The following is a 22,346-nucleotide window of genomic DNA, read 5'->3' on the forward strand; positions in this document are numbered from 1 at the left end:
ATGCGGGGGTATAATAATGCTTAATGCAACTATAGAATTACTAAAAAAACAATATGGTTTCACAGATGAAACTATAAAGCTTTATAATCAAGCTATAATTGATGTAGAAAATGAATTTAAAATATATGATGAAATAAGAGAATATAATCAATTAAAAGTTCTTAAGGCTTTCCAAGAGGAAAGAATTTCAGATAATCATTTTACTAATTCAACAGGATATGGTTATGGTGATATTGGAAGAGACACTTTAGATTTAGTTTATGCTAGAATCTTTAATGCTGAAAAAGCTTTAGTTAGACCACATTTTGTTAATGGAACTCATGCTTTAGGAACAGCTTTATTTGGAAACTTAAGACCTGGAGATACTATATTAGCTGTTACTGGTAGTCCTTATGACACTCTACATAGTGTAATTGGTATAAGTGGAGAAGAAAATATAGGTTCATTAAAAGAGTACGGTGTTAATTATAAGCAAGTAGATCTTGTAGATGGAAAGATTAACATAGAAAAAGCTTTAGAAATGATTAAAGAAGATGAATCAATAAAGCTAATACATATGCAAAGATCAACTGGATACGGTTGGAGAAATGCTTTCCAAGTTAAAGAATTAGGAGAAGCTATTAAAGCTATTAAAGAATTAAGAGAAGACTTAATAGTATTTGTTGATAACTGCTATGGAGAATTTATAGACATAATAGAACCTACAGATGTTGGTGCTGATTTAATAGCAGGATCATTAATTAAAAATATAGGTGGAGGAATAGCTCCAACTGGTGGATACATAGTAGGAAAAGAAAAATATGTAGAGCAAGCATCTTATAGACTTACTGTACCTGGTATAGGAGCAGAATGTGGATGCACATTTGGGGTAATGAAAGATTTCTACCAAGGATTATTCTTAGCTCCTCATGTTGCTGTAGAAGCCTTAAAAGGAGCAATATTCTGTGCTAGAATAATGGAGCTTGCTGGATTTGAAGTTCTTCCTAAATATAATGATAAGAGAAGTGACATAATTCAGGCTATAAAATTCAACGATAAAGAAAAACTTATAAAATTCTGTAAGGGTGTTCAATATGCTTCACCAATAGATTCTTTTGTTGAATGTGAACCATGGGCTATGCCAGGATATTCAGATGAGGTTATTATGGCTGCTGGTGCCTTTATTCAAGGTTCTTCTATAGAGCTTTCAGCAGATGCACCTATAAGAGAGCCATATATAGCTTATTTACAAGGTGGATTAACTTTTGACCATGCTAAAATAGGTGTATTAATAGCTCTAAATAACATTTTTAAATAATATGTCTAATTTAAATTAGTAAATACAAAAATTAACATAGGCTTTTATCAAAAAATAATAAGATTTACAAAGATATTTCTTCAAAATTATTTACTTTAAATCTTATTGAAATTTATTTTGATAAAAGCCTATTTTTTATATTCTTTTTATGGAATAAATCTTTTTTATAATATATAATTAAAAATAGCTAATAATTTAATATTACGTATTACGTTTCATATATTACATATCGTATTACAAAGAAAGGCAGGAGAGTGCTTTGGAAGAGAGCAGAAACAAAGAATTAAAAGTAAAAAGCTTTAGAGTAACTGAAGAAACTTTTGATAAATTTAAAAAAATAGCATCTGATGAGTTTGGAAATCAAGGACAATGTTTAGATGCATTAATATCACTGTATGAATTAGAGAATTCTAAATCAACATTAATAGAGAGGAAGTTAGAAATAGAGTCTTTTCAGGATTATTTAAACAAAATAAACCAACTTTTCTTAACTTCTCTTCAAATGAGTGAGGATGCAGGAAAAAGAGCAGAAGAGGAGTTTGTTAAGAAGCTTTCTATAAAGGATGTGACCATAGAGAGGCTTCAAAGAAGAGAAGAGGAACTTATAGAGAGAGATAAGACTTTAAAAGAGGATAATAAAGCTAAAACAAAGGAAATAGAAGAGCTTAAAGAAAATATAAAAACTTTAGAAAAAGATAAAAGTACTTTATCTCAATTAGTATCCAGAAACTATGATTTAATAGAAAAAAATAAAGAAGAAATAGCCTCTTTAAAATCTTTAGAATCTTTAAAAGGTGAAAATGAAGAGTTACGAAATAAGAGAGAAGAGGATAGAGCTTCTTTAAAAGAAAGAGAATCTCATATAAAATCTCTAGAATTAGAAAAAGAATCTCTTAAAGAAAAGTTAAATTTCTATGAAGAAAAAGAGAAGTCTTATAAGGAAGAGGTAGAATCATATAAAAAGCTTGTAGAAGCTATGAGAAAGGATCATAAGAAGGAGTTAGAGTTATTAGAGACTAAATACTCTAAAATGGCAGAAAAAGAGTCTGAGAAGCTTAGAAAGGATTTTGAAAGTAGGTTGGAATTGGAGAAAAGAACCTTAGAATTAGATATAAAAACTTTAAAATATGAAAAAGAAGTTTTAGAGAGTAAGTTGAATTCATAATTAATTGATTTGTGAATTGAATTAATAACTCAATTTAGATAATTTGTGTAATTTAATATTCTGTATAGATTATATAGTTGAATATTTAGTAAATAATAAGAAAATAATAACAATATAATAAGTTTTTATATTGTTAAATAAGAAAAATGCTAGGGAATTTTATGCGTTACAAATTTCCTAGCATTTTTTCTTAATAAGCTCTATAAATTCCTACTAATTTACCTAAAATAGAGCAATCTTCAACTATTATAGGTTCATAGTTTTTGTTTTCTGGTTGTAGTCTTATAAATCCATTTTCCTTAAAAAATCTTTTTATGGTAGCTTCATTTTCTATTAGTGCTACTACAATATCACCATTTGTTGCTACGTTTTTCTGTTCTATTATTGCTAAATCTCCATCTAAGATTCCGGCTTCTATCATACTGTCTCCAGTAACTTTTAAAATAAATAAATCATTATTGTGCTTAACGTAGTTTATAGGTATTTGAAACATATCTTCTATGTTCTCTGTAGCTAAAATAGGCATACCAGCAGTAACTTTACCTACTATAGGAATATCTATTAATTCCTTTTCTTCATTAGATAATTCTACTATTTCTAAAGCTCTTGGCTTAGTTGGATCTCTATATATTAATCCTTTTTTCTCTAATCTCTTTAAATGTCCATGAACAGTTGAAGTTGATTTCAAGCTAACTGCTTGACATATCTCTCTAACTGAAGGTGGATACCCCTTTGATTTTGTAAATTCAATTAAAAAGTTATATATTTGAGTTTGTTTATCTGAATTTTCCTTAATAATCATAGTAATTGCACCTCACGATTCTTTGGTAATATTATACCACAGTAAGGAGAGTATAGCAAACTTATGTTCTCATACCGTAACTTTCATAAAAACACTTAAAATAAGATGATTTTTGTATTATTTTTTATGGGAAAATAACTTTTTATTTGATAAAAAAGAGTATATTTGTTATAATGAAAAGATGATTTTTAAGTAAGAGGTGACTTTATGGATAAAAAAGTATTTAACAATGATGATTATTGTGATGTGTATAATGGGAAGATTTGCGATAATTGCGGTGATTGTCTAGAGATGCAAGGAATAGATACAAAAGCCATAAGAATAGCTGACATAGCAAAAGAAGTTGAAGAAAACAAGAAAATAGAAGAAACTCTTAAAAAACTTGCTGAAGAAGAACAAGAAGAAATGGAAGATGATTTAGAAGAAGAGCTTACAACAGAAACTTGGGAAGAGTATTTAGCTAAGCAAGATGAATATGAGGATGCTTTTGATCATATTGAATATCTTGAAGATATAGATTTAAATGATGATTTAACTATGGAAGAAATGACAGAAGAAGTATTTCCAGGGGTTAGAAAACTTAAAATAAAAGAAAAGTAGAAGAGTGTTTCTTATATAAAAGTGCTAAAAATACGAGGGTAGAACATATGTTCTACCCTCGTATTTTTTACATAAAATCAAGAAGTGGTGCTATTTTATATTTGCTAAAGGATTAGTTTTAACTGCTTCTCTTAAAGTTTCATCATCTACATGGGTATATATTTGGGTTGTTGAAATATTTTCGTGGCCTAATATATTTTGTAAGCTTCTTATATCTACATTACCATACTTATACATAAGTGTAGCAGCTGTATGTCTAAGTTTGTGTGGTGTATATTTTTGATCTTTAAATCCTGCATTTTCTATATGTTTTTTCACTAAAATCTCAACACTTCTTTTGTTTATAGGCCTATATTTACTTGATAAAAATAAGTATTTTTTAGCTTCTTCAGTAGCTTTTGAATCATTTCTATTTTTCAAATAGTTTTCTATAGCTGCAATTGAAGCTTCATTTAAATAAACAGTTCTTTCTTTATTTCCTTTACCTATAATAGTTAAGGTATCTCCTTTGATTTTTTCTATTTCAATATTACAAAGTTCAGATAATCTCATTCCGCAGTTTAAAAATAAAGTTAGTATACAATAATCTCTATAATAATTTTTATTTTCTTTATCCATAGAGTTTAAAACAGTTATACTTTGATCTAAGGTTAAATAAACTGGGTGTCTTTTATTTATCTTTGGAGATTCTAATTCTACTGTAGGGTTTTCATCTATTAGTTTTATTTTAGAATTTAAAAACTTAAAGAAAGATTTTAAAGTAGCAACTTTTCTAGCTCTGGCATAAGCACTATTGTTTCTAACTTTTTCTAAAAAAGCTAAAAATGCATATATATCAGATAGTGTTATATCCTTTATAAAATTATCACCTAAATCAGAAATTTCAACTTCTTCAATTTTTTCTAATCCAATATTATTTTCTAGACCTTTATAAACTTTTAAAAATTTAAAAAATAATCCTAAATCAACTGAATATCCTTTTACGGTGTTTAGAGATTTTCCTTTTACATTTTCTAAGTAGTTTAAGAATTCAATAACTCTTTTGGGGTGCTTCGATTTCTCTAAAAAATCAAATTTTAATTTATTCTTTTCGAGCAATTCATCTTGTTTGCTGTTTTTAAAATTTGATTTTTCAACAGAATCGCCACCTTTTTCTACTTCCAAAAGCTTGTCCATTCCAAGTTCTTTTAACCATCGTTTAATTATTCTTTGATTAACTTTATAGATCTCTGATAAATCTGTAATACTAAGCTTTCTTTTAAAAATAAAAATATAAATATCTTCAATTAAATCTTCATAGTCACGCTGGATATTTTGAGAATCGTAATAGTTATATATGTGATCAAGATTATTTAAGTCATCATTACTTAAATTTATATTCAGTAATTTTTTGATTTCTTGTGAGTATTTAAAATTTTCGAATTGATTCGCTTCATTATTCATAGTCTAAAATCCTTTCAAAGCCTTGATATGACTATATTGTAGCATATTTTATCAAAAAACACAACAACTTCGCTAAATGTATATTTAGCGAAGTTGTAAAATGGGGATATTTTAGAAATTCATATGTGTATTTTAAAACAATCTCAAAATTAGATCGTTTTTAGGCTTGCTTAACTCAAAAACTTTTTATTTTTATCAAGAGTAACTTCCGATAAAAATACTCTAAAAACATTTTGCTAAAATAATTAATTGTAATACTTTAAGTATTACATATAAAAGTAATACAATTAATTATAGGTTTATAATAAATATTTAATATACCTTAAGTATAACCAAAACCACAGTAAATATACATTATAAATAAAATAATATAATTTATACTTACTAATTTAATTACCTATATAAATTAAAGACCCTATTCTAATATCGCATTTAGATATTAAAATGCAAAAATAATGAAGATAGCTTAAATTTAGCTATCTTCATTATAATCTAAATATCTCCAACTTTTAATTATGATAATTCATCTAAGTTGTTACTTTCTTTCCCATCAGGAATACTTCTTAAATAAGCTTCCCCTTTCTTTGAATGAGAAATTATTACTCCATCAATCATTCCCTCTTCTGCAAGTTTTACACCTTCAGCTTTAGAAACAGTCTTCCCATTACTTAAAACATAATCTGTAATTTCTCCATTACTATTCTTTTTTACTTTAACTATAGAATCTGACATAATTATCACCTTCCTTTACTATTATTTTGCATACTTTTTTAAAAAATATTCCCTGTAAAAAATCATTTTTATTTGTTATAATTAAGTTATAAAAGGTTTACATAATGAGGGATGAGAGGTGATTATTTTGTATTTAGAAAAAATTATTAAAGCAAAAAAAAATATAGAAGATGTAGTTATAAAAACACCTTTAATATACAGTGAGGTATTTTCAAAGAAATCTGGAAACCAAGTGTATATGAAATGTGAAAACTTACAATTAACAGGCGCTTACAAAATAAGAGGTGCATTAAATAAAATAAGATCCTTATCAGATGAAGATAAAGCAAAAGGGGTTGTTTGCTCTTCTGCTGGAAATCATGCTCAAGGCGTAGCTTTTGCAGCATCACAAGCCAATGTTAAATCAACTATAGTAATGCCAAAGACTACTCCTCTACTAAAAATCCAATCAACAAAGGATTTAGGAGGAAATGTTGTTTTATCAGGTTATGTTTATGATGATGCATTTAATGAGGCTAAAAGAATTGAACAGGAACAAGGAGCCTTATTTATACATCCATTTAATGATATTGATGTAATTTGTGGACAAGGTACAGTAGCTTTAGAAATATTTGAAGATTTAAAGGATGTAGATGTTATTCTTTGTCCTATAGGTGGCGGTGGCTTAATAAGTGGAGTTACCTTAGCTGCTAAGGCATTAAATCCTAATGTTAAAGTAATTGGAGTACAGGCTGAAGGTGCAAATGCAATGGTTAAAAGTTTTAAGGCAGGAGAAATAATTGCTTTAGACTCTGTCGATACTATTGCTGATGGAATTGCAGTAAAAAGACCAGGTGATTTAACATTTAAATTTATAAAAGAATATGTTGACGATATAATAACTGTATCAGACCATGAAATTGTTGAAGCATTCTTTACCTTAAGTGAAAAACATAAACTTTTAGCAGAAGCTTCAGGCGCTGTATCATTAGCAGCCTCTTCTAAATTAAATTTTAAAGATAAGAACGTGGTATCAATAATAAGTGGTGGTAATATAGATATGGTTACTATAACTTCATTAATAAATAGTGCATTAGTAGCTAAAGGGAGACTTTTTGGCTTTAGTCTAGAAGTTCCTCATAAACCAGGACAAATATTAAAAATTGCTAAAGTACTTGCTGATACTAATGCTAATATAGTAAAACTTGAACATGATCATTTTAAAGCAACAGATGCTCTTAAGAATATGGTTATAGAAGTAACCTTAGAAACTAATGGCCACTCTCATATAGATGAAATTAAAAAAGCTTTAACAGATCAAAACTATGTAATAAAACAAATTTACTAATTTTAAAATAAAAAGAGGTGATTTTTCACCTCTTTTTTAGTTAGTAAGAAAATACTTCATCTTCTATACTCTCATCAGTATCTATATGATCCACACTTAAGTCAACGTCTTTTAAGTCTATTAGTTTAGTTTTATGCTTAATTTTATAATATGCAAATAATCCAAAGAATAAAGGTAATCCAATATAAGATGAAATTAATCCACCCCAGTCTACTCCATTTCTAACATCTAAATATGCATATCCTTGACCTAAAACTATTATTCCGCATAATATTAAAGCAATTATAGGTCCTAAAGGAAATAATTTAGCTTTGTAAACTAATCTGTTCATATCTTTACCCTGTGCCACATAAGCTTTTCTGAATCTATAGTGACATATTGCTATTCCAAGCCAAGCTATAAATCCTGATAATCCTGAGGCTGCTACAAGCCATACATAAACTGTATTTTCAGCATAAATACCTGTTAAGAAACATAAACTTGCAATTATTGTTGTTATTATAATAGCATTAACTGGTACTCCTCTAGAATTGGTTTTTTCGAAAATCTTAGGTGCCATTCCACTTTTAGCCATGGCATAAAGCATTCTACTTGATGCATACATACCAGAGTTACCAGCTGATAAAACAGAAGTAAGTATTATAGCATTCATAATTGAAGCAGCTCCAGCTAATCCTAATTTCTCAAATACTATTGTAAAGGCACTTGTTTCTACTCCAGCTTGAGCATTTGGCACTAAAGCACCTATTACCAAAATTGTTCCTAAATAAAATAATAAGATTCTCCAAAATATTGTATTAACAGCCTTAGGTACATTTTTTTCAGGATCTTCACTTTCTCCAGCAGCAACCCCTACTAATTCAGTTCCTTGGAATGAGAAACCAGCTATTAAGAAAATCATGAAAATTGATTTTGCTCCTCCAATAAATGGCCCTCCATTTTCATAGAAGTTTTTGAATCCTACATTATCTCCACCTAATATTCCAAAAATCATAAGAACCCCTACGATTAAGAATATTATAACAGTAGCAACTTTTACAGCTGCAAACCAAAACTCTGATTCTCCATAAGCTTTAGCAGATAATAAATTAAGAGTTAATATAATTACTAAAAATAATGCGCTCCAAACTATTGCTGGAACATTAGGAAACCAAAATTTCATTAATAAAGAGCCTGCAACCATTTCTGCTGCTATTGTTATAGCCCAGTTATACCAGTAATTCCATCCCAGAGCAAATCCTAAAGCAGGATCAACGAATTTTGTTGCATAAGCTCCAAAAGAACCTGTTTCTGGCATATATGTTGCCATCTCCCCTAAGCTTGTACATAAAAAATATACCATTACTCCTATAATTCCGTAAGCTACAAAAGCTCCTCCAACACCAGCTTGATGAAGTGTATCTCCCATTGCTAAGAAAATACCAGTTCCTATGGCACCTCCCATAGCAATCATACTAAGGTGTCTTGATTTCAAGCCTCTTTTTAGATTAGTATTTTGTTCTTGACTCATTTTTAGTCCTCCTTATGGTTTTAATAATTAAGCCATAAGTGATAACTAAGTTTTCGCTAACAAAAGAAACCCTTAAGCGTGTTTCATGCTTAAGGGTTCGTAAAGTTATATACAATACTCTTCTTTCATGATAGCACACCACAAAATAATTTGTGACAGTGTTACATATATTCTATGTAACCCCAACCTAATAGAATTAAAGCCTCTTCTAATGGTTTCGGCGATTCATCCTTTCACTTTGCTTCAATGTGCTTACCTCTGCAAAGATACTCTTAATCATCGCGCCTCTATCTCAGTTATTCACTTTATATTAACAATTATGAGATTAAATTTGCAAAATGTCAATATTTTTTTGTTGATAAATAAAAATTATAAACAAAAATTACTGAACAATTTATGAAATAATTTAGATTTTATTGTTGACTTTAAATCCTAACTATAGTAATATGTACTCATATAAAAAACATGTGTATTCAATAAGAATACAAAAGGGGGCTATTATGAAAAATTTATCCTTAATAAAAAGAATATTTGTTGCAATTATTTTAGGAATACTTATTGGGCTAGGATGTTCCTATATTAATTTAGATATACCTATTAGAATATTAATGACCTTTAATAGCATATTTGGAAATTTACTTAGTTTCTTAATCCCACTTATAATAGTTGGGTTTATAGTTCCTGGTATAGCATCCTTAGGAAATAAATCAGGAAAGGGACTTTTCATAACTACTTTAATTTCATATGCTTCAACATTTTTAATAGGAATAATTACTTTCTTTATAGGACGTTCATTACTTCCTAAATTTATAGTAAGTGCTTCTTTAAGCACTGGTTCAGTAAATGTTGATCCTTATTTTACAATTGATATTCCTCCAATGTTTGGTGTTATGTCTGCTTTAGTTTTTGCATTCTTATTAGGAATAGGAATATCAAGAATAAAAAATAGTTATTTATTGAAGGTATCAGAAGAGTTTAATCATGTTATTTTATTAACTATAAAAAATGTATTAATACCTTTAGTACCTATTTACATACTTTCAATATTTTCAAAGTTAAGTTATAATGGTGAGATTTTTACTACTCTAAAGTCTTTTGGACTTGTGTACTTAGTTTTATTTTCAATACAAGGATCTTATTTAGTGGTTCAATATGTTTTAGCTGGAACTTTAAAGAAAGAAAATCCATTAAAATTATTAAAAAATATGATTCCTGCATATATGACAGCTTTGGGAACTCAATCATCAGCAGCTACAATCCCAGTTACTTTAAATTGTACTAAAGAAAATAATGTTGACCAAGATGTAGCAGATTTTGTTATTCCTTTAGGAGCAACAATAAATTTAGCAGGTGATACTATTACTCTAGTTCTTGCATCAATGGCTGTAATGTATATGAAAGGACAAACTCCAACTTTCTCTGTTATGATTCCATTTATAGTTATGTTAGGAGTAACTATGGTAGCAGCACCAGGGGTACCAGGTGGCGGAGTTATGGCTGCTTTGGGATTACTTGAAGGTATGCTTGGATTTGGTAATGTTGAAAAATCCTTAATGATAGCACTGCATGCTGCTCAAGATAGTTTTGGAACAGCAACTAATGTAACTGGAGATGGAGCTATAGCTATAATAGTAGAATCAATATTAAAGAAAAGAAACAATACTAACATTAAAATTGAAGAGGCTGAAGAAGAATTCATTCCAAAGGTTAGTTGTAATTAAAAAAATGACTATGAGAATTTCTCATAGTCATTTTTTATTTAAGAATTATATTGCTACTTTTAGGGAATAATTGATCATATAAAGAATCAAAGCCCTCATCAGCTAATACTACTTCTGTATCATCATTTACATAAAATTGATTCATAGTATTCATTATAAGTTCATATTTCTTTAAATTACCCTCTTCAAGTAAAACTTCATAAAGATATGCTAAGTGATTTTGCATATACTCTTGCATTTCCTTAAGTTCTTCATCAGAAACTTTATTTTCTTTATGAAGCTTACTTACAGGTCCATTTCTAAAAATAAAATACGTTGAAGCTTTTGCTATTCTAGCAATATGTTCTTTAGTCTTAGTATCCTTCATATTTTCCACCTCTCCCATCTAACGTAATAATTATAAAATAAAATTAAGTACATTTCAATTTTCTTATTTATTCTAATATAGAAAGTTTTAACATTGGATTTTTGCTTAATTATGAATTTTTTTATTAAAGTATTAAATTTATTTGACATATAGATTAACAATGGTTATAATCATTTTGTTTGGTTTTCTTTTAAGTTTTTAAATACACATTAAATATTTAAATTCACATTCAAAAATACGATTCACAAAACTCAAAAACAAGGAGTGTATTAAAAATGAAAAAAGAAAAATTTATTCCTAAGCTTATATTTTTCTTATTAGGAATGGCAATCATACAATTAGGTGTTGTAATATTCTTATTAAGCGGAGCTGGATCAGATCCGTTTACTGTATTTACTCAAGGACTTTCAAAAGCTCTAAGCGTTTCAACTGGAACTGCTAACATGATAATACTTGTTACTTTAGTTATTGCAATCTTCATTGCAGATAGAAAACAACTTAAAGTTGGAACTTTTGTACTTGTTTTAGTAGTAGGCCCTACTATAGATGCAATCATGGGAATATTACATAGATTTGGATTAGATACTTCACTTAGTAACTTTAATTTATTTACAAAATGCGTAATTGTAGCTGTAAGCTGTATTATAATAGCTATAGGATTCTCATTCTTAGTTAGTACTGAATTAGGAGTTGCACCAAACGATTTAGTTCCTCTTATAATAAGAGATAAAACTAACTTCCAATACCGTTGGATACGTATCGGCTTAGATTTAAGCTTCCTAGTAGTTGGTTATTTACTAGCTGGTGTTGTAGGTCTTGGAACAATAATAGCAGTACTTTTCACAGGTCCAGCTATACAATTTTTTATGCCGCCATGTGAGAAAATTGTACATAAATTTATAGGCAAAAATGCTGCTTAATAATAGAAAAACAGTCCATATGGACTGTTTTTTTATATTTCTTGATATCTAGCTATAAGTTCTACTAATTCATCACAGAAAGCATCATATTTTTCTGTAGGATGTTTCACTGTAATTGTAATTTCTTCACCAATTTCTACTCTTTTCTGATCCGGCGAAAATGTAAATGCCAATGTATCTTCTCTGTTATATATAGGTTTTATAGTAACATGAAAATCTTCTCCTAAAATTTTCTTTCTTAATAATGTCATAATAATCACCTCACCGTTTTATTATAACAATAAAAGAAAAACATGCCAATATTGGCATGTTTTTATATAGTATCAAAAAAAGCGTTTATCTTTTCTAATTCTCCATTTGCAAAAGTATAATCATCTAAATCATCTTTATTTATCCATTTATATGTAGTTATATTAGCGCCACAAGTAATTTTTTCTTTTAAGGAACCTGTAAAAACTCTTAAAGTTTCTTCTTCATTAACATTTAAATCACATAGTTGATTTAAATCAAAAACTATAGTTTTTAAATCTTCCTTTATTGCTCTATTTGCGCATTTTTCTGGAGTTTCTCTTCCTTTTATTTTTCTTTCAAAAACATACCATAGGTGCTCATCTGCTTTTTTCCCTTTTCTTTTTGAAATTAAAATATTATTAAAGTCATCCTTTATAATAATAGAACAAAATTTAATATTACTCATATACGTCTCCCCTTTTACACATTTCGCTTTTTATATACATATTATAGCAAATTATTATATATTATTCCTCTATTTTAATATAAATTCAAATAAAGTTTTCAATGTTGTTTAATAGTTAATTGATTTTAAACTATCCAAGTTTTTTTATATTTTAACATATTATTTTATTAGTTTTTAATTTTCAATACATACTTTAATAGTAATATTTAACGAATAAAAAATTAAAATTTAAGCAATAAATTCATAATATAACGTATATTTATTGCTACTCAAAAAATACAAACCCGTAATTTTTGATAAAAAGACGAATTATAAGATTGATTAGTAAAAAATATATACTTCTTTTATAATCTAAAGAAGTTTTAAGTTATTTATATCTAAATCATAAGTAACATCTTTTCTTTCAACTATTACTTTAATTTTTTCCTTAATTTCATCACATTGAAGAACTTTAGTGATAAGCTCTCTTGTTGGATTAATTGCATATGGTATTCCAACATTTTTAAACATTGTAAAATCTCCAGAGGTATCTCCATAAGCATAACTATTTTCTAAGTCTATATTATGTTTTTCTTTTAATTCTAAGATAGCTTTTTCTTTGCTTTCAGAATCCCACATTGGAATTATATCTCCGTTATATGTATTATTATGATCAAGCTTATATATAGTTCCTTTAAAATCATTCATATTATATTTTTCTGACATTTCCTTTACAAGCTCATAAGGGGAGCCAGAAATAGCTATAACAATATGACCTTGTTCTTTATGCCATTTAATTCTTTCTCTAGTAAATGTATAAACCCTATCCCCTTTTTGTTCTATTACTTTCTTAGCTATATACTCTATATGATGATTGCTTATTCCTCTTATTGCTTCAGTATATATATCAACCATTTTTAGTAAATATTCATCATAACCACCTTGTCTTTTATCCCATTTTATGAATGATGGACGTACATCCTTATACCACTTAGTTTCATCAACTAATTCGTATTTTATTATTTTTTTAAATACTTCTGTTATTAATCCTTCTCTATATATTGTTCCATCAATATCAAAAAATGCTGCTATGTTTTTTTCTTTCATTTTTTTCACTCCTCTTCTGTAAAATTTCCATTTATGTATTTTTTAACAGTATATCATAAATAAATAAATTTTAAAGGGATTATATAAAATATAATTGTACCCATACATTTGATAATACATTGATAATATTTTAATATATAAATATATTTTGGTTCTGGAGGTAAAAAAATATGAATGTTAGTAGTAATAGTAAATTTCATAAGACAGTTTTCACAGCACTAATGATTGCAATAATATTTATATCAGCCAATTTAATAAGAATTCCTACCGTAGGAGGCTTTGTTCATCTTGGAGATTGTATGGTTCTTTTAGCAGCAGCCTTACTAGGGAAAAAGCGTGGAGCTTTAGCTAGTGGTATAGGAATGGCTCTTGTGGATTTATATAGTGGATATATAATTTGGGCACCTTTTACATTTATAATAAAAGCTTTAATGGCATATATAGCTGGGGCTATTTTAGAATATAATCATAGAAAAAGTTATTTAGTACCATTTTTAATCTCTGGTATATTCATGGTTGTAGCTTATTTCTTCTCCGGTGCAATAATAGCATTTTTATTTACAGGAAGCTCTAATACCATAATAGGAGCTTTAGCATATTCAGCAAAGGATATAATAGGTAATATACTTCAAGTTGGTGTTGGTATAGTTATAGCCTTACATCTTTCAAAAGTATTATATAAACAAGAAAAGAGAGCCTTTAATTAAAGTTTCTATTTAAATATAAAAAGACAAAAGAGAATGTATCAAATAGTGTTTAAACAAAACTTGTAAGTGAAATTCAATCTTTCTTGAATATACTTATAAATTTTATGTTTAACATTTAATACATCCTCTTTTTAGAAAAAACTATTCCATTATTAATTTAACAGGGCAGTGATCTGATCCTAGTATTTCAGTATCTATAGAAGCTTCTTTTATTCTATCTTCTAAATTATTTGAAACTAAGAAATAGTCAATTCTCCATCCAGCATTATTTTTTCTTGCATTAAATCTATATGACCACCAAGAATAAACTCCCTCTAAGTCTGGGTTGAAATAACGGAAAGTATCTATAAACCCACTTGATAATAGTGTAGAAAATTTATCTCTTTCCTCATCTGTAAAGCCAGCATTCTTTCTATTTGTCTTAGGATTCTTTAAATCTATCTCCTTATGAGCTACATTTAAATCTCCACATACAACTACACCTTTTTTAGATGAAAGCTCTAAAAGATAATTTCTAAAATCATCTTCCCATTCCATTCTATACTCTAATCTAGCAAGTTCACTTTGTGAATTTGGAGTATAAACAGTTACCATAAAGAAGTCTTCAAATTCTAAAGTTATAACTCTTCCTTCTTTATCATGATGCTCCATATTTATTCCATAATAAACATTTAGAGGTTCTTTTTTAGTGAATATTGCAGTTCCTGAATACCCTTTTTTCTCAGCATAGTTCCAGTATTGATAATATCCCTCTAGATCTAAGTCTATTTGTCCTTCTTGAAGTTTAGTCTCCTGTAGACAGAATATATCAGCATCTTCAGATTTAAAGTAATCTAAAAAGCCTTTTTTAACACAAGCTCTTAAGCCATTAACATTCCATGATATTAATTTCATTTAAATTTCCTCCTATACTTAATCAATATAAAATATAATTAAGTTTAAAATATAACAACTGATTTATTTATAAATTTAATTGTATATAATATATTGTAATAAAAAAATTTAAATAAATCATTATTTAATTTTAAATAATTGTAATATAATTATTTAAAATTAATAACAAGGGGGCTAAATTAAATGAATAAAGTAATTAGATTTGCTAATCAAAAGGACTTAAAGGCTACTATGGAATTTGATTTACACAAAAATGAAGAGGTTATTTCTAACAAAATAGATATGAAGGAAGTTATAGTAGCTGAATTAGATAACCAAGTTGTAGGTTGTCTGAAAATAGAGTATATATGGACTCATATACCTTTTATAAGTTATATAGTGGTTAAAGATGGACTTAGGGGTTCTGGAATAGGTGAAAGCCTTTTAAACTTTTTAGAGGAGTATTTAAAGAAAGAAAAAAATTCTGAGTTTTTATTAAGCTCTTCAATGACTGATGCTTCAAAAGCTCAAAAATGGCATATCAGAAGAGGATTTGAAGAGTGTGGATTTATTACTTCAATAAATGAAAATAACGTTGGGGAAGTATTCTTTAGAAAAAATTTATAATTACATATGTTATAAATTAAGAAAATGATATATTTAATAAAAAATATTAAAGTATTTATTAAATGAAATAAAGCAACAAAGAACATCATTTAAATATTGATGCTCTTTGTCTCTTTAAATTTACTCTATATAATTTACAAAAGCTACTCCATTATAAGAATCAATTGATTTAAATCCTATATTTTTATAAAATTCAATTGAGGAATCTTTATCCTCACTTATTAGAATCTTTTGCCTAACGTGTTTATATTCATCTAATACAGAATTAATCAAACCTCTACCAATACCATTACCTTGATATTCGGGAAGTACTACTATATCTTGTATGTATATTATAGTTAGTCCATCTCCAACAACTCTAATAAGACCTATTAATTTTTCTTCATGCCATGCTGAAATTATCTTTAATGAATTTTTAAATGCCTCTTCTAATTTTTCTAAATCTTCAGTATAGTCAAACCATCCTGCGCTTTCATATAAGGAAGAAATACTTTTTATATCCTTAATTAAATCTTTTTTTAAAATCACTTTTTCTAAATTCATAATACCTCTTTAATCAAAATAATATTTTTTTATTTATTATATTCAATATTAATCTATATAAACTTTAAATATTTTAGATACATTATGAGTTGAATCCCAAATACCATCCACTTGAAAATTATATTCTCCTTTTTTCCTCTGGAAGCATAAATAAAAATATACTCAACTTATAATATCCCTTCTTTATTATAATTAAATGTATTTTATTCTATTATAAGTAATAAAATGGAAAAATTCAATTACTTATAATAAGTTTTTAGAATATATTTTCTAAAATAAAAAAACTCTAGCTTTATAACTAGAGTTTTTATAAATTTATTCAATTATTTTATATTTCTGCTTCCTGGCTTTATGTAAGGAATTCCTTCTTTACATAGTGGGCAATTTTCTGCCTCAAAGCTTTCTATATCAAGTTTTATTGAACTATACATTGGGAAATCTGTTACATTTCCTGGAGTTCTATCTACTATACAAACTACTGCAACAACTTCTCCACCTTGTTCTTCAATTACCTTTGCAGCTTCCTTAAAGCTCTTACCTGTAGTTACAACATCCTCTGTTATTACTACCTTTTGTCCTTTTTCTATAGTAAATCCTCTTCTTAGAGTCATTTCTCCATTTTCTCTTTCAGTAAAGATTGCAGGCTTACCTAACTGTCTTCCTAATTCGTAAGCTACTATAACTCCTCCCATAGCTGGTCCTACAACTAAGTCAAAGTCTATATCTTTTAATTGATCAGCTACAACCTTTAATACTTTCTCAGCTTTTTCTGGGTATTTTAATAATTGAGCACATTGGCAATATCTATTTGAGTGTCTTCCTGATGATAATAAGAAATGTCCTTCTAATAATGCTCCAACCTCTTTTAATGTATCTATAACCATAGCGTCTGTATTTTTCATATTTAATTCCTCCAAAACTTTCTTATTTATTTTCTTAATATCTTCAAAATTACTTTTTATAAAAATCACTATATTAATATGAAGATAAATTTTGTGATTTAATAATCTTTAAAATATATTTATAAGCTTTATTAGCTATTTAATCTTTTATTACTTTATACACCCTACAATTTCATTAATATTTTTTAATCCTTCTTTTTTGCAAAAGTCTTCTAAGCCTTTTATTATTTCTATACCTGCTTTAGGATTTACAAAGTTTATTGTACCTATTTGTATAGCTGATGCTCCTGCCATCATAAATTCTATGGCATCCTCTGCTGTAGAAATTCCTCCTAATCCTATTACTGGAATGTCTACAGTTTTAGCAACTTCATGAACCATTCTAAGGGCTATAGGTTTTACAGCTGGGCCAGAAAGTCCTGCATACATATTATTAAATACTGGCTTTCTATTTTTTATATCTATTGCCAGTCCTTTTAATGTATTTATTAAAGAGATTGAATCTGCTCCTGCCTCGGCACATTTATATGCCATATTGCATATATTCTCAGCATTTGGTGATAATTTTACCATTAAAGGTTTATCACATATTTTTCTAACCTTAGAAACCACTTCATATGCTACATCTGATTGTATTCCAAAGGCCATTCCACCAGATTTTACATTAGGACAAGATATATTTAACTCTATCATGTCTATTTTTTCTTTATTTAAAAGAGATACTGCTTTTTCGTAATCCTCTATAGTAGCTCCCCCTACATTTGCTATTATATTTGTTCCTAGTTCTAACATTTTAGGAAGTTCTACTTCTATAAATTTCTCTATTCCTGGATTTTGAAGTCCTACTGAATTCATTATTCCTTGAGGAGTTTCATATATTCTTATTCCTTCATTACCTTCTCTACTATTAAGAGTTAGTCCTTTTGAACTTATTCCTCCTAATTCTCCCACATCATAGAAGTTATTATACTCAGCTCCAAAGCCGAAAGTACCTGATGCTGCTATAACAGGGTTTTTAAAATCTACTCCATTTATAACTGTTTTTAACATACTTTTAACCCCTCCTAAATTAGAATTCAACTTCTAATCCATTAAATACTGGACCATCTTTACAAGTTCTCTTATTTCCTGACTTGGTTTTACATGTGCATACTAAGCAAGCACCTACTCCACAAGCCATATGTTTTTCCATGGAAATATACACATTAACCTTAGCTTCTCTGCACATTTCAACTACCTTCTTCATCATGATTTCCGGTCCACAGCATAGCACTGTATCATACTCTTGAAGAGGAAGAATTTCTGTTACAAACCCTTTATGTCCATGTTTTCCTGTATTTGTTGAAATTTTAACCTCGTCTACATATTCTGATATTTCATCTACTAAGTATATGTCATCTCTAAATCCACCATAGAAATCCATTTTCATATCTTTATTATTTTTTCTAAGGCTTTTTGCAAGTTCTAGCATTGGAGCTGTTCCTATACCTCCACTTACTAAGGCAACTTTTCCGTAATCTTTATTTATATCGAAACCATTTCCTAAAGGACCTATTATTTCTATTTCATCTCCAGAAATCATTTTTTTCATCTCATTTGTTCCGGATCCAACAGTAGCATACACAAAACGTACATCATTCCCATTTACTTCACAAACACTTATTGGTCTTCCTAAGAAAGTGTTTGGAGTTTTTATCATATAAAATTGTCCTGCATTTATTTTAGCTTCATGCTCTACTACTAGTGAGTATATTCCCTCTACTAATTCAATATTTTCCTTTACTTTACCTTTGAAATATTCCATAGCCATAATCTGTCCTCCCAAGTGTTTTATCTATTTTAAAATTGCTTCTCTTATACTGTCTCTCATTAAAATGGCTTCTTTTCTAGCACATTCTGCAAAGTTTTTACTATCTTCCATGGCTTTATAGGCTAATAGTATCTTTCTTGAAGAGTTTACAATTCCACCATTTCCATTTTTAAGATAAGCTGCTACATCTTTAGCAGTTCCTCCCTGTGCACCATATCCAGGTATTAAAAATGGCATTGTATCTAATTTATCTCTCATTTCTTTTGCTTCTTCTTGATGAGTACAACCTACAACTCCACCTATTGAGCTATAACCATGTTTTCCTAAATAGTTTTTTCCTAGAGTATTTAACTTTTCTCCAACTACATCATAAACTTTCTTTCCATTTCCGGCTTCTAAATACTCTATATCTTCAGCTCCCTTATTTGAAGTTCTTACTAGTACAAATACTCCTTTTTCATTTTTTTCTATATAAGGTAAGTATGGATCTATGCTATCCATTCCCATATATGGATTTAAAGTTATAAAATCACTTTCAAAATCTCCTTCAAAGTGAGCCTTTGCGTACATTTTAGCCGTTGCAGCTATATCTCCTCTTTTTATATCAGCTATGATTAAAGCATTCTTTTCTCTTAAATAACTTAAAGTATTTTTATAAGCTTCTAATCCCTTAAGACCAAGAGCTTCGTAATAAGCTATTTGAATTTTAAAACATGCAGATACATCTAGTGTGGCATCTATTATTTCTTTATTGAAGGCAAATAACATATCGCTTTCATTTGAAAACTTACTTTTAAATTCCTCTGGTATATAATCTAAGCTTGTATCTAGGCCAACACAAACTACTCCGTTTTTTTCTACTTTTTCAAATAATTTATCAGCTATCATACATACCTCCTAAAATTCACCCTTATAAACTATTTTTCCGTCTTTTATTGTTAGCACTACATCTCCATAAAACTCCATTCCATTAAATGGTGTGTTTTTACTTCTAGATACTATATCTTCTTCTTTGAATATTCTTTTCTTGTTTAAATCTATAAGAACTAAATCCCCAATAAAACCTGGTTGAAGTTTTCCTTTATTTATGTTTAATAACTTAGCAGCATTTCCACTCATTAATTGACTTAGCTTATTTAAGCTTATGTTATTTTCCTTAACTAGCTTCGTATAACATATTGAGAAAGCTTGTTCAATTCCAATCATGCCAGGTGCTCCTTTTTCCTTATCTTCCTTTGAATGAGGAGCATGATCTGTTCCTATACAATCAACATAGTTCATTTTTATTGCCTTTATTAAGAAATTTACATCTTCTTCTTCTCTTATAGGAGGATTAACTCTATAATTACTAATCTTATTATTTAAAGCTAAGTGGTGAGGAGTTATTTCGCAAGTTACTTTAACTCCATCATTTTTTCCTTCTATTATATATTTCATAGCTTCCTTAGTACTTACATGAGACATATGAAGTCTACAATCTACAAACTTTGCTAGTGTAATCTCTCTCCATGTCATCATATTTTCAGCTAATCTCATATCAACCTTTGAAAACTCTGGGCTTTCAGCATGGGACATTACTATCCAGTTATTTTCTTTAGCTATTTTCATAGCCTCCATCATAATCTTAGAATCTGACACACCTTTACCGTCATCTGTTATTGCCTTAACATTAGGATTGCCCTCAAATTCTCTAAGATGATTTATTTCTTCACCTGATAAATTCTTTGTTATAGAAACTGTTTGATATAAATCTACTAAGCCTACCTCTTTACCCTTATTAACCACGTAATCTAATACTTTTTTTGAACTACAAACTGGTTTTGTGTTTGGCATTAAGGTTACTGTTGTGTATCCACCTCTCACTGCAGCCTTAGATCCACTTTCAATATCTTCTTTATATTCAAAGCCTGGATCTCTAAAGTGTGCATGAGTATCTATAAATGCAGGCATAAGTACTAAGCCTTTTCCATCTATTGTTTCACATTCCTTATTTAGTTCAGTTCCTAATTCTTTTATTAACCCTTTTTCTATATATATATCACCAAAAAAGTTGTTGCTTTCATCTATTAAATTTACATTTTTAATTAGCAAATTCATCTTAATTATGTCCTCCTAAATTTAATGCTTTTGAAAAGTGTTTTCTGCGTTACAATAATCACAATTGTATGTATTATTCTTTTTGTCTATTAAAGTAAAGCTTTGAGGAACATATTTTTCCACTTGAGTTATACATTTTGTGTTTTTACATTTATAATTTTGTAATTCTCTATTTTTCATCCTATTACGCCTCCCCTAAAAGTTTTGCCATTAAGGCCATTCTTACATACATTCCGCATTTGGCTTGCTTAAAGTAAAATGCTCTTGAATCTTCATCTACTTCATAGGCTATTTCATTTACTCTTGGAAGAGGATGAAGAACCATCATATCTTCTTTGGCACCCTTCATTTTTGCTTCATCTAATACATATACATCTTTTAATCTTTCATACTCACTTTGATCTACAAATCTTTCTCTTTGTATTCTTGTCATGTATAAAATATCAGCTTCTTTAATTCCTTCTTCTAAGCTAGTAATTTCTTTGTATTCTATATTATTTTTTTCTAAAATTTGCTCTCTAATATAATTTGGGATTCTAAGTTCTATTGGAGATATTAAGATGAATTTATTATTTTTATATCTTGAAAGTGCTTTTATAAGAGAATGCACTGTTCTACCGAATTTTAAGTCTCCACATAATGCAATTGTATTTCCTTCTAGGTTTCCTTTATATTCTTTTATTGTAAGAAGATCTGTTAATGTTTGAGTTGGATGTTGATGCCCTCCATCTCCTGCATTTATAACTGGGATATCTGAATACATTGAAGCAACTTTTGCTGCTCCTTCTAAAGGATGTCTCATTGCTATAAGATCTGCATAGCAGTTTACTGTTTTAATAGTATCTCTTAAAGATTCTCCTTTAGAAACTGATGAAGAATTTGGTTCTGAGAAACCTATAACTTGTCCACCTAGTCTAAGCATTGCTGATTCAAAAGACAATCTTGTTCTAGTACTTGGCTCATAGAAAAGTGTTGCTAGAATTTTACCATTGCATATATTTTGATATTCTTTTGGATTTGCCATAATTTGATGTGCTAATTTGAAAATTTCATCAAATTCCTCTATTGTGAAATCTGATGGATCTAATAAGTGTTTGTTTTTTAACATAAAATTTCACTC

25 protein-coding genes and 1 riboswitch are annotated in these 22,346 nt (G+C 28.4%); of the genes, 8 read left to right on the forward strand and 17 right to left on the reverse strand.

What is annotated here, in order from left to right; genetic code table 11:
* The first annotated feature begins 16 nt into the window (after window positions 1–16).
* A complete protein-coding gene (locus ACYUCG_RS03860; protein WP_283681417.1) occupies window positions 17–1,297 on the forward strand; it encodes a methionine gamma-lyase family protein in 1,281 nt (426 codons plus the stop codon).
* A gap of 259 nt (window positions 1,298–1,556) precedes the next feature.
* Window positions 1,557–2,462, forward strand: coding sequence for a hypothetical protein (locus ACYUCG_RS03865; RefSeq protein WP_198610309.1), 906 nt, complete (start codon window positions 1,557–1,559; stop codon window positions 2,460–2,462).
* A gap of 190 nt (window positions 2,463–2,652) precedes the next feature.
* Here ACYUCG_RS03865 and lexA read toward each other — a convergent pair whose 3' ends face one another.
* Complete coding sequence (lexA, locus tag ACYUCG_RS03870) at window positions 2,653–3,264, reverse strand: transcriptional repressor LexA (RefSeq protein ID WP_003452542.1); 612 nt, start codon at window positions 3,262–3,264, stop codon at window positions 2,653–2,655.
* Window positions 3,265–3,471: 207 nt separating this feature from the next.
* Between lexA and ACYUCG_RS03875 the strand changes: the two genes are divergently transcribed.
* Complete coding sequence (locus tag ACYUCG_RS03875; protein ID WP_003477798.1) at window positions 3,472–3,864, forward strand: hypothetical protein; 393 nt, start codon at window positions 3,472–3,474, stop codon at window positions 3,862–3,864.
* Window positions 3,865–3,954: 90 nt separating this feature from the next.
* On the opposite strand, the gene ACYUCG_RS03880 is transcribed toward ACYUCG_RS03875, so the two are convergent.
* Complete coding sequence (locus ACYUCG_RS03880) at window positions 3,955–4,962, reverse strand: tyrosine recombinase XerC (protein WP_306424323.1); 1,008 nt, start codon at window positions 4,960–4,962, stop codon at window positions 3,955–3,957.
* A gap of 858 nt (window positions 4,963–5,820) precedes the next feature.
* Window positions 5,821–6,039: a DUF3892 domain-containing protein gene (locus tag ACYUCG_RS03885; RefSeq protein ID WP_060796514.1), complete on the reverse strand. Its 219-nt coding sequence runs from the start codon at window positions 6,037–6,039 to the stop codon at window positions 5,821–5,823.
* Between the two features lie 127 nt (window positions 6,040–6,166).
* Between ACYUCG_RS03885 and ilvA the strand changes: the two genes are divergently transcribed.
* Window positions 6,167–7,366, forward strand: coding sequence for a threonine ammonia-lyase (gene ilvA, locus ACYUCG_RS03890; RefSeq protein WP_198614619.1), 1,200 nt, complete (start codon window positions 6,167–6,169; stop codon window positions 7,364–7,366).
* A 40-nt stretch (window positions 7,367–7,406) separates the two neighbouring features.
* Here the strand turns inward: ilvA and ACYUCG_RS03895 are convergent, their stop codons facing one another.
* On the reverse strand, window positions 7,407–8,876 hold the full coding sequence (locus ACYUCG_RS03895; protein ID WP_060796512.1) for an amino acid permease: 1,470 nt from the start codon (window positions 8,874–8,876) through the stop codon (window positions 7,407–7,409).
* Between the two features lie 123 nt (window positions 8,877–8,999).
* A riboswitch (Lysine riboswitch) is annotated at window positions 9,000–9,174 on the reverse strand.
* 202 nt (window positions 9,175–9,376) lie between these two features.
* Between ACYUCG_RS03895 and ACYUCG_RS03900 the strand changes: the two genes are divergently transcribed.
* Window positions 9,377–10,597 carry a dicarboxylate/amino acid:cation symporter gene (locus ACYUCG_RS03900; RefSeq protein ID WP_460268163.1) on the forward strand — a complete coding sequence of 407 codons (1,221 nt, stop codon included), beginning with the start codon at window positions 9,377–9,379 and terminating at the stop codon, window positions 10,595–10,597.
* 34 nt (window positions 10,598–10,631) lie between these two features.
* Here ACYUCG_RS03900 and ACYUCG_RS03905 read toward each other — a convergent pair whose 3' ends face one another.
* Window positions 10,632–10,964: a hypothetical protein gene (locus ACYUCG_RS03905; protein WP_060796510.1), complete on the reverse strand. Its 333-nt coding sequence runs from the start codon at window positions 10,962–10,964 to the stop codon at window positions 10,632–10,634.
* A gap of 275 nt (window positions 10,965–11,239) precedes the next feature.
* Between ACYUCG_RS03905 and ACYUCG_RS03910 the strand changes: the two genes are divergently transcribed.
* The gene (locus ACYUCG_RS03910) at window positions 11,240–11,884 is read left to right on the forward strand and encodes a YczE/YyaS/YitT family protein (protein ID WP_011010299.1); all 645 of its coding nucleotides are present in this window, start codon (window positions 11,240–11,242) and stop codon (window positions 11,882–11,884) included.
* 32 nt (window positions 11,885–11,916) lie between these two features.
* Here the strand turns inward: ACYUCG_RS03910 and ACYUCG_RS03915 are convergent, their stop codons facing one another.
* The 3 genes from ACYUCG_RS03915 to ACYUCG_RS03925 all read right to left on the reverse strand — a co-directional run bounded on the left by ACYUCG_RS03915 (window position 11,917) and on the right by ACYUCG_RS03925 (window position 13,667).
* Entirely contained in the window at window positions 11,917–12,135 is a 219-nt protein-coding gene (locus ACYUCG_RS03915; RefSeq protein ID WP_003453540.1) for a hypothetical protein, read from the reverse strand.
* 62 nt (window positions 12,136–12,197) lie between these two features.
* The gene (locus tag ACYUCG_RS03920) at window positions 12,198–12,581 is read right to left on the reverse strand and encodes an NUDIX domain-containing protein (protein ID WP_003456607.1); all 384 of its coding nucleotides are present in this window, start codon (window positions 12,579–12,581) and stop codon (window positions 12,198–12,200) included.
* A gap of 351 nt (window positions 12,582–12,932) precedes the next feature.
* Window positions 12,933–13,667: an HAD-IB family hydrolase gene (locus ACYUCG_RS03925; protein WP_003453545.1), complete on the reverse strand. Its 735-nt coding sequence runs from the start codon at window positions 13,665–13,667 to the stop codon at window positions 12,933–12,935.
* A 170-nt stretch (window positions 13,668–13,837) separates the two neighbouring features.
* Here ACYUCG_RS03925 and ACYUCG_RS03930 point away from each other — a divergent pair, with 170 nt between their 5' ends.
* Window positions 13,838–14,374 (forward strand): ECF transporter S component, encoded by a 537-nt coding sequence (locus ACYUCG_RS03930; protein WP_460268164.1) that lies wholly within the window; start codon window positions 13,838–13,840, stop codon window positions 14,372–14,374.
* A 141-nt stretch (window positions 14,375–14,515) separates the two neighbouring features.
* Here the strand turns inward: ACYUCG_RS03930 and xth are convergent, their stop codons facing one another.
* Window positions 14,516–15,268, reverse strand: a complete 753-nt coding sequence (gene xth / locus ACYUCG_RS03935) for an exodeoxyribonuclease III (RefSeq protein WP_131439786.1) — start codon at window positions 15,266–15,268, stop codon at window positions 14,516–14,518.
* A gap of 183 nt (window positions 15,269–15,451) precedes the next feature.
* Here xth and ACYUCG_RS03940 point away from each other — a divergent pair, with 183 nt between their 5' ends.
* Window positions 15,452–15,874, forward strand: coding sequence for a GNAT family N-acetyltransferase (locus ACYUCG_RS03940; protein WP_060796506.1), 423 nt, complete (start codon window positions 15,452–15,454; stop codon window positions 15,872–15,874).
* 120 nt (window positions 15,875–15,994) lie between these two features.
* On the opposite strand, the gene ACYUCG_RS03945 is transcribed toward ACYUCG_RS03940, so the two are convergent.
* From ACYUCG_RS03945 to pyrB, 8 genes are all read right to left on the reverse strand, one after another.
* Window positions 15,995–16,417: a GNAT family N-acetyltransferase gene (locus ACYUCG_RS03945; protein WP_139933321.1), complete on the reverse strand. Its 423-nt coding sequence runs from the start codon at window positions 16,415–16,417 to the stop codon at window positions 15,995–15,997.
* A gap of 323 nt (window positions 16,418–16,740) precedes the next feature.
* The gene (pyrE, locus tag ACYUCG_RS03950; RefSeq protein WP_110060708.1) at window positions 16,741–17,319 is read right to left on the reverse strand and encodes an orotate phosphoribosyltransferase; all 579 of its coding nucleotides are present in this window, start codon (window positions 17,317–17,319) and stop codon (window positions 16,741–16,743) included.
* Between the two features lie 150 nt (window positions 17,320–17,469).
* A complete protein-coding gene (locus ACYUCG_RS03955; protein WP_460268165.1) occupies window positions 17,470–18,369 on the reverse strand; it encodes a dihydroorotate dehydrogenase in 900 nt (299 codons plus the stop codon).
* Between the two features lie 19 nt (window positions 18,370–18,388).
* The gene (locus tag ACYUCG_RS03960) at window positions 18,389–19,129 is read right to left on the reverse strand and encodes a dihydroorotate dehydrogenase electron transfer subunit (RefSeq protein ID WP_003469544.1); all 741 of its coding nucleotides are present in this window, start codon (window positions 19,127–19,129) and stop codon (window positions 18,389–18,391) included.
* 24 nt (window positions 19,130–19,153) lie between these two features.
* On the reverse strand, window positions 19,154–20,017 hold the full coding sequence (pyrF, locus tag ACYUCG_RS03965; protein ID WP_460268166.1) for an orotidine-5'-phosphate decarboxylase: 864 nt from the start codon (window positions 20,015–20,017) through the stop codon (window positions 19,154–19,156).
* Window positions 20,018–20,026: 9 nt separating this feature from the next.
* A complete protein-coding gene (locus tag ACYUCG_RS03970) occupies window positions 20,027–21,226 on the reverse strand; it encodes a dihydroorotase (RefSeq protein WP_460268167.1) in 1,200 nt (399 codons plus the stop codon).
* A gap of 21 nt (window positions 21,227–21,247) precedes the next feature.
* Window positions 21,248–21,406 (reverse strand): aspartate carbamoyltransferase, encoded by a 159-nt coding sequence (locus ACYUCG_RS03975; protein ID WP_003475997.1) that lies wholly within the window; start codon window positions 21,404–21,406, stop codon window positions 21,248–21,250.
* Window positions 21,407–21,410: 4 nt separating this feature from the next.
* Window positions 21,411–22,334: an aspartate carbamoyltransferase gene (pyrB, locus tag ACYUCG_RS03980; RefSeq protein ID WP_003453538.1), complete on the reverse strand. Its 924-nt coding sequence runs from the start codon at window positions 22,332–22,334 to the stop codon at window positions 21,411–21,413.
* Window positions 22,335–22,346: the final 12 nt, after the last annotated feature.

This window comes from Clostridium sp. CTA-17 (genome assembly GCF_054767895.1).

What these genes read in the sequence shown, in the direction of transcription:
- ACYUCG_RS03860 (WP_283681417.1), top strand. Translation starts at nt 17, where the DNA reads ATGCTTAATGCAACTATAGAATTACTAAAAAAACAATATGGTTTCACA.
- lexA (WP_003452542.1), bottom strand. Translation starts at nt 3,264, where the DNA reads ATGATTATTAAGGAAAATTCAGATAAACAAACTCAAATATATAACTTT.
- ACYUCG_RS03875 (WP_003477798.1), top strand. Translation starts at nt 3,472, where the DNA reads ATGGATAAAAAAGTATTTAACAATGATGATTATTGTGATGTGTATAAT.
- ACYUCG_RS03885 (WP_060796514.1), bottom strand. Translation starts at nt 6,039, where the DNA reads ATGTCAGATTCTATAGTTAAAGTAAAAAAGAATAGTAATGGAGAAATT.
- ACYUCG_RS03895 (WP_060796512.1), bottom strand. Translation starts at nt 8,876, where the DNA reads ATGAGTCAAGAACAAAATACTAATCTAAAAAGAGGCTTGAAATCAAGA.
- ACYUCG_RS03900 (WP_460268163.1), top strand. Translation starts at nt 9,377, where the DNA reads ATGAAAAATTTATCCTTAATAAAAAGAATATTTGTTGCAATTATTTTA.
- ACYUCG_RS03905 (WP_060796510.1), bottom strand. Translation starts at nt 10,964, where the DNA reads ATGAAGGATACTAAGACTAAAGAACATATTGCTAGAATAGCAAAAGCT.
- ACYUCG_RS03910 (WP_011010299.1), top strand. Translation starts at nt 11,240, where the DNA reads ATGAAAAAAGAAAAATTTATTCCTAAGCTTATATTTTTCTTATTAGGA.
- ACYUCG_RS03915 (WP_003453540.1), bottom strand. Translation starts at nt 12,135, where the DNA reads ATGACATTATTAAGAAAGAAAATTTTAGGAGAAGATTTTCATGTTACT.
- ACYUCG_RS03920 (WP_003456607.1), bottom strand. Translation starts at nt 12,581, where the DNA reads ATGAGTAATATTAAATTTTGTTCTATTATTATAAAGGATGACTTTAAT.
- ACYUCG_RS03925 (WP_003453545.1), bottom strand. Translation starts at nt 13,667, where the DNA reads ATGAAAGAAAAAAACATAGCAGCATTTTTTGATATTGATGGAACAATA.
- ACYUCG_RS03930 (WP_460268164.1), top strand. Translation starts at nt 13,838, where the DNA reads ATGAATGTTAGTAGTAATAGTAAATTTCATAAGACAGTTTTCACAGCA.
- xth (WP_131439786.1), bottom strand. Translation starts at nt 15,268, where the DNA reads ATGAAATTAATATCATGGAATGTTAATGGCTTAAGAGCTTGTGTTAAA.
- ACYUCG_RS03940 (WP_060796506.1), top strand. Translation starts at nt 15,452, where the DNA reads ATGAATAAAGTAATTAGATTTGCTAATCAAAAGGACTTAAAGGCTACT.
- ACYUCG_RS03945 (WP_139933321.1), bottom strand. Translation starts at nt 16,417, where the DNA reads ATGAATTTAGAAAAAGTGATTTTAAAAAAAGATTTAATTAAGGATATA.
- pyrE (WP_110060708.1), bottom strand. Translation starts at nt 17,319, where the DNA reads ATGAAAAATACAGACGCTATGGTTATAGATACATTAAAAGAGGTTGGA.
- ACYUCG_RS03955 (WP_460268165.1), bottom strand. Translation starts at nt 18,369, where the DNA reads ATGTTAAAAACAGTTATAAATGGAGTAGATTTTAAAAACCCTGTTATA.
- ACYUCG_RS03960 (WP_003469544.1), bottom strand. Translation starts at nt 19,129, where the DNA reads ATGGCTATGGAATATTTCAAAGGTAAAGTAAAGGAAAATATTGAATTA.
- pyrF (WP_460268166.1), bottom strand. Translation starts at nt 20,017, where the DNA reads ATGATAGCTGATAAATTATTTGAAAAAGTAGAAAAAAACGGAGTAGTT.
- ACYUCG_RS03970 (WP_460268167.1), bottom strand. Translation starts at nt 21,226, where the DNA reads ATGAATTTGCTAATTAAAAATGTAAATTTAATAGATGAAAGCAACAAC.
- ACYUCG_RS03975 (WP_003475997.1), bottom strand. Translation starts at nt 21,406, where the DNA reads ATGAAAAATAGAGAATTACAAAATTATAAATGTAAAAACACAAAATGT.
- pyrB (WP_003453538.1), bottom strand. Translation starts at nt 22,334, where the DNA reads ATGTTAAAAAACAAACACTTATTAGATCCATCAGATTTCACAATAGAG.